Annotated in this window: 5 protein-coding genes and 1 pseudogene; 4 read left to right on the forward strand and 2 right to left on the reverse strand. The window is 71.7% G+C overall.

Translation table 11 applies throughout. The features are described 5' to 3' along the window. Positions 1 to 99 precede the first annotated feature (99 nt). The gene (locus tag KVS67_RS11055) at positions 100 to 1,320 is read right to left on the reverse strand and encodes a hypothetical protein (protein ID WP_141843450.1); all 1,221 of its coding nucleotides are present in this window, start codon (positions 1,318 to 1,320) and stop codon (positions 100 to 102) included. A gap of 174 nt (positions 1,321 to 1,494) precedes the next feature. On the opposite strand from KVS67_RS11055, the gene KVS67_RS11060 reads away from it, so the two are divergent. Next, positions 1,495 to 1,938: a DUF3151 domain-containing protein gene (locus tag KVS67_RS11060; protein WP_095695231.1), complete on the forward strand. Its 444-nt coding sequence runs from the start codon at positions 1,495 to 1,497 to the stop codon at positions 1,936 to 1,938. Between the two features lie 8 nt (positions 1,939 to 1,946). Next, positions 1,947 to 2,588 (forward strand): thymidine kinase, encoded by a 642-nt coding sequence (locus KVS67_RS11065; protein ID WP_087115174.1) that lies wholly within the window; start codon positions 1,947 to 1,949, stop codon positions 2,586 to 2,588. A gap of 178 nt (positions 2,589 to 2,766) precedes the next feature. On the opposite strand, the gene KVS67_RS11070 is transcribed toward KVS67_RS11065, so the two are convergent. Then, entirely contained in the window at positions 2,767 to 4,089 is a 1,323-nt protein-coding gene (locus tag KVS67_RS11070) for a short-chain fatty acid transporter (RefSeq protein ID WP_165381387.1), read from the reverse strand. A 352-nt stretch (positions 4,090 to 4,441) separates the two neighbouring features. On the opposite strand from KVS67_RS11070, the pseudogene KVS67_RS14125 reads away from it, so the two are divergent. Both KVS67_RS14125 and KVS67_RS11075 read left to right on the forward strand, forming a co-directional pair. Further along, a pseudogene (locus KVS67_RS14125) lies at positions 4,442 to 4,534 on the forward strand (recombinase family protein); the annotation flags it as partial. Between the two features lie 175 nt (positions 4,535 to 4,709). Beyond that, positions 4,710 to 5,396, forward strand: a complete 687-nt coding sequence (locus tag KVS67_RS11075) for a helix-turn-helix domain-containing protein (protein WP_254629341.1) — start codon at positions 4,710 to 4,712, stop codon at positions 5,394 to 5,396. Positions 5,397 to 5,602 lie beyond the last annotated feature (206 nt).

Here is a 5,602-nt window from a genome sequence, read left to right on the forward strand (position 1 = left end):
CGCGGAGGGCGCCCCGCGGGGGGGCGCCCGCGGCCCCGGGCCCCACGCCCGGCGGGCCGCCCCCCCCGGGGGCACCCCCCCCGCCGCCGTGCCGGGACGTCAGTCCCCGGACGTGGAGGGGGACGGCGAGGCCGAGGCCGAGGCCGACTTCGTCGGTGACGGGCTGGCCGACGCCGAGGCGGACGCCTCCGCGGCCCGCTGGGATTCGGCGGCCTCCCGCGCGGCACCCTGGAACGGCCGCGGCGGCTGGCCCGGGGCCACGGGGCCGGGGGCGCCCTCGGGGCGGTCGATCGTGGACTGGTTGTTCAGCAGCTCGTCGGGCACGCGGCCGGTGGGGATCTCCCGGGCCTGGGCCAGGGTCTCCTCGTCCATCTGCGCGTTCAGGAAGAACGGCGAGCTGAGCTTGATGACCTCCTGGAACTCACCGGCGTCCTTCAGCACGGTGTCCGCGAGGTGGTCGCGGGTCTCGGTGACGAGGGTGGTGCTCTGCGCGACCGGCGAGTTCTTCACCTGGGTGAGGCCGCCGTTGGCGTCCCCGAAGCCCTCCATGGAGCCCATGGTCACGGAGACCATCTCGCTGCCGTCCTCGGAGCAGGCCCACGCGGTGCGCTGGGGCAGCAGGGGGGCGCCGTCCTGGCCGCCGACCATGCCCGGACGGAGCAGGGCGAGCAGCCCCTTGCCGGTCTTCGGGTCGAACGTGTACTCGTCCGCCACGGCGGCGGGCTCCTCCTGGCACCACTCCAGGCGGGAGCCGTCGAGGTTGTGCTGGTAGTGGACCTGCGCCAGGGGCATGCCGGGGCTGTACTCGAAGTAGCCGTTGTAGACACAGGTGAGGAACTCGTGGGTCTCGTCCTGCGAGGCGAACAGCTGCACGATCTCGATGTTCGAGCTGTCCGGGATGTGCGTGGCGACGGCGTCCAGGGTGCGCTGGTCCAGGACGTCGCGCGTGCAGTCCATCACGGAGACGGTGTCGTTGCGGACCGCCGCCGTGTTCTTCCAGGCCTCGGTGGCGGCGCCGTCCTTGATGCCCGGGCCGACGGTCTCGAACGCCTGACGCGGCTCGGCGCGCGGGGTGCCCTCGGCGGACTCCGACGCGAGGGCCTCACGGACGCGGGACGCCGCGGCGGACGCGGGGTCGGTGGGGCTCTCCGTGGCCGAGCCGGCCGCGGCCGAGGCCGCCGATCCGCTGGGCGCCGCGGCGGTCGACGAGGCGGGCTCACCGGACTGGCCGGCCGAGCCGCAGCCGGCCAGGGCGAGGGCGAGGGCGGCGACGCCGACGGCCAGCGGGGCACGGCGGCGGGCGGGCGCGGGGTGGGTCATGGAGGCTCCTTCGACGGCATCGGCGGCCCGGCCCCGGGAGCGTGGGGCTGCGGACGGACGCTGCGCCTACGGTACCGGACCGTCCTGGACGCGGGGACGGCGATCCGTCCGGCGTCCGGCGCCGTCGATAGACTCGGCCGCGACCGCATCGTCCGCGAGGAGAAGAGGCATCCCATGTCCGAGTCCCTGATCGGCAAGAACCTGATGGAGCCGCCGGCCACGCGCCTGCCGGAGGAGCCGGAGGTGCTGGCCCGGCTCGAGGCAGGTGACCTGCCCGAGGACATCGTGCCGGTGGCGCCCGAGTCCTCCCTGGTGTGGGCGCTCATGGCGGAGGACGCGTGGGCCGAGGGCCGGACCGTGGACTCCTATGCGTACGCCCGCGTCGGCTACCACCGGGGTCTGGACGCGCTGCGCCGGGCGGGGTGGCGCGGCGCCGGCCCGGTGCCGTACGCCCACGAGCCCAACCGCGGCTTCCTGCGCGCCCTGTACGCGCTGGGCCGCGCGGCCGCCGGGATCGGGGAGTCCGAGGAGGTCGAGCGCATCCGCACCTTCCTGCGGGACTCGGACCCCACGGCCGCAGAGCAGATCGAGGCCGACCAGGGCCGCGCCCAGGGCTGAGCGGAGCCGTGGCCAAGCTCTACTTCCGCTACGGGGCCATGAACTCCGGCAAGTCCACGGGCCTGCTGCAGGCCGCCTTCAACTACGAGGAGCGCGGCCAGCGGGTGCTGCTGGCCAAGCCGGAGGTGGACGTGAAGGGGGAGGGCGACGTCGTGTCCCGCCTCGGTGTGACCCGCGCCGTGGACTTCCTCGTCCCGGCGGGAGCGGACGTGCGGGAGCTGTTCCGCCGGCACGCCACCGGTGACGACCCGGACGCCCTCGTGGGGCACGTGGAGGCTCCGCCCGTGGCGTGTCTGCTCGTGGACGAGGCACAGTTCCTCGAGCCGGCGCAGGTGGACGACCTGCTGCGCATCGCCGTGCTCGACGGCGTCCCCGTGATCGCCTACGGGCTGCGCACCGACTTCCGCACCCGCTCCTTCCCTGGCTCCGCGCGGCTGCTGGAGCTGGCGCACTCCCTCGAGGAGCTGAAGACCATCTGCCGGTGCGGCCGGAAGGCGGTGTTCAACACGCGCAAGGTCGTGGACCCGACCACGGGCGCCGAGCACTTCGTGTTCGAGGGGGACCAGGTGGCGATCGACGGTGTTCAGGTGACTTACGAGTCTCTGTGCGGCACGTGCTACCTGGCCGAGTCCGGCGGTGCCCTGGGCTGAGGCGGCCATTGCCAGGCAACTGCCAGGCTGCGTGACGGCTGCGCCCATGCTCGGTTCGTACGGTGGAACCACTTCATCGAGGTGCGAGTGATGAAGGTGCGAGTGATGACAGGCGAAGGGCCCCGGTGATCCCGGGGTCCTTCGTCTGTCCGGACCCGGCCCGCATCGGCCGGCCGGCTCAGAGCGAGACGAGCAGGAGTGTGCCGCCGAAGACGAGCCCCGACGCGAGCAGCACGACCGTGGTGTACCCCAGGATGTCGCGCATCTTCAGGCCGGCGATCGCCAGAAGGGGGATCGCCCAGAACGGCTGGATCATGTTGGTCCACTGGTCGCCGTAGGAGACGGCCATGATGGTGATGGCCGGGTCCACGCCGAGCGCGTCGCCGGCCTGGAGCATGATCGGGCCCTGCACGGCGAACTGTCCGCCGCCGGAGGGGACGAAGAAGTTCACGAGGCCCGCGGCCAGGAACGCCAGCAGGCCGAACGTCACCGGGTTCGAGATCGCCACGAAGGCGTCCGAGAGCACCGCCACCAGGCCGGTGGTCGTCATCATGCCGAGGATGCCCGCGTAGAGGGGGAACTGCAGCAGGATCTCGCCCACGTTGGACGCGGCCGACTGGGTGAGGCCGATCAGCTCGTGCGGGCTGCGCACCAGCAGCAGGATCAGCGCGAGGAAGGACCAGTTGACGATGTCCAGGGTGAGGGTGCCGCCGCCGACGAAGTGCATCACCAGATAGATCACGAGCATGGCGCCGACGAGGAGCGTGGGGACACGGGAGGCGTCGAGACGGTCCGCCGGCGTCTCGATCTCCGGTGCGGACACCGCGTCCTGGTCCCGCGCGTCGATCTCCAGCTCCACGATCCGGTCCCCGGCGCGCGGGGCGACGAGGAACAGGGCCAGGGCCACGACGAGCACGGTCACCACGGCGGCGGTGATGTTCCACCAGGAGAAGGTGGTCTCCGAGACCGGGACCGTCCGGCCGCCCAGGCTCTCCGTGAGGAATGAACCGGGGGTGGCGGCCGTCAGCGGGCCGGAGCCCGAGTACCCCATGTGCCACACCACGAACCCGGAGAACCCGGCGGCCACCAGCATCGGGAAGTGCAGGACCAGCCCGCGCTCACGAGCCTGCGCCGCGACCTCCTTGGCCAGCAGCGCACCGACCACCAGGCCCAGGCCCCACGTGATGAGGGAGGCCGCCGCCGCCACCACGAACACGAAGATGTAGGCGGCCAGGGGCGTGCGGGGAATGCTGGCCAGCCGGGCGAGCAGGCGGCGCACCGGGCCGGTGTTCGCCAGGATGTGGCCGAGCATGAGCACGAGCGCCATCTGCGTGATGAACGCCAGCAGCCCGGACAGGCCGTCACCCCAGCCCACGACGACGTCGGCCGGCCCGGCCGGAGTGAGCAGCAGGCACAGGGCCGCCACCGCGAACGTGAGCACGATGGTGAACACGAGCGAGGACGGGATGAACCGCTCCATCGTCGTGTTCAGCGGGCGCATGGCGCGGCTGAAGAACGTGCCCTCGCGGGCGGTACGGCCCGGGGGCCTGGGCGTGGGCGGACGTGTGGACGTGGCGGACATGAGGCTCCTGTTCAGGGTGAGAGGCCACGGCGAGAGTGATGTGGATCACTCTAGGCGCTCGATCGTCGTGGGCAGGGCCTGGGCCACGTCTCTGGCCGGGCGCTAGACGACGAGAGTGCGTCGGCGGTCGATTCCCCAGCGGTCGACGACGTCGTGGCCCGGCTCGGCCGGGTCACCCGGAATCTGTACGCGAGCGTGGACGACCTCACCGACAAGGGATGCACCGTGCGGGTCTCGACCGAGTGAGATCACGGTGCCCAGGCCCGGCACTTCCCCCGTAGCCGGACTCATGCTCGGCATCAAGGCCGCATTCGCTGAGTTCGAGCGTCGAAGGATCAAGGAGCGCCAGGCCGAAGGGATCGCCCCAGGGTGTGTTGCCCCCTTCCAGGCGCTGCTGTCGATGGCCCTTCCGTCTCCGCTCTGGTGGAGTACGGCTCTGGTGAGAGGGCCACGCGCTCTCGGTGCATGGCATGACAGGGTCTCAAAGTCAGGGCTCCCCGGGCATGCATGAACAGGTCCGGCTCCGGTACTCTTCTTGCATGACTCTTCTGACGGTGGGGGAGGCCGCCGAGCGCCTCAAGGTCTCCGACCGCTATGTGCGGCGCCTCGTCGAGGACGGTGATGTGCCGGCCCGCCGCCTCGGAGAATCCTGGTTCATCGATGAGCGTGCCCTGGCCCGTCGTGCCCGCAGGGCGCCGGGTATCGGCCGCACCTGGGCTCCGCGGACCGCCTGGGCCGCCGTCGACCTCCTTGCCGGAGGAAACGGACGGGCCTTCCTCGACCAGCCGCGGATCTCCCGTCTGCGCTCCCGGCTGCGAACGCTCACCGCTGCCGAGATGCACCGACTGGCTGAGAACAGGGCCCGGCCCCACCGGTTCCACGCCTCGCCTCGAGCCCGAGCCAAGCTCGCCGACGTTCTCGTGCCCTCGGGGGTGTCCGCCCTGGATCAGTCGGATCTCGCCCGCCGCTTCGGGCTCGCCGCTGTCGAAGGGAACCAGCGGGAGGAGGGCTATCTGCTCGGCGACCTGGAGGCTCTCCAGTCGCGGCTCCGCCTCGACGCCTCGGCGGCGGGGGAAGTGGTGATCCGCCACGTACCTGCCCCCGTGGATCCCTCCGCCCTGCTTCGCACTGAAACAGTCGTGGCGCTGGACCTCATGGACTCCGACGACGTCCGTGAGCGGGCCGCTGGGCGAGAGGCCCTCGATCGACTGTTGCATCGTGTCTGAGCCGCGTCACCTGAGCGTGGAGGACCTCCTCGGATGTGAGGCGGGCCTCGGCGCTGGAGATGGCCTAGGGCGTGTCTGAGAACGGCTCCAGGGACCCGCTGAGATCCGGGGAGCCATGTCCCGGTTGCACGTCTGTCAAGGGCCATTGAGTTCTGCCCATAGGCGGCCAGTGTTTCTTCCCGCTGGTGGCCATCAGAACTGCCCAC

Source organism: Micrococcus sp. GbtcB5 (assembly GCF_019091605.1).
Taxonomy (GTDB): domain Bacteria; phylum Actinomycetota; class Actinomycetes; order Actinomycetales; family Micrococcaceae; genus Micrococcus; species Micrococcus luteus.

Excerpts from the sequence above, each read along its gene's own strand:
- KVS67_RS11055 (WP_141843450.1), bottom strand. The coding sequence starts at position 1,320 with ATGACCCACCCCGCGCCCGCCCGCCGCCGTGCCCCGCTGGCCGTCGGC.
- KVS67_RS11060 (WP_095695231.1), top strand. The coding sequence starts at position 1,495 with ATGTCCGAGTCCCTGATCGGCAAGAACCTGATGGAGCCGCCGGCCACG.
- KVS67_RS11070 (WP_165381387.1), bottom strand. The coding sequence starts at position 4,089 with ATGCGCCCGCTGAACACGACGATGGAGCGGTTCATCCCGTCCTCGCTC.
- KVS67_RS11075 (WP_254629341.1), top strand. The coding sequence starts at position 4,710 with ATGACTCTTCTGACGGTGGGGGAGGCCGCCGAGCGCCTCAAGGTCTCC.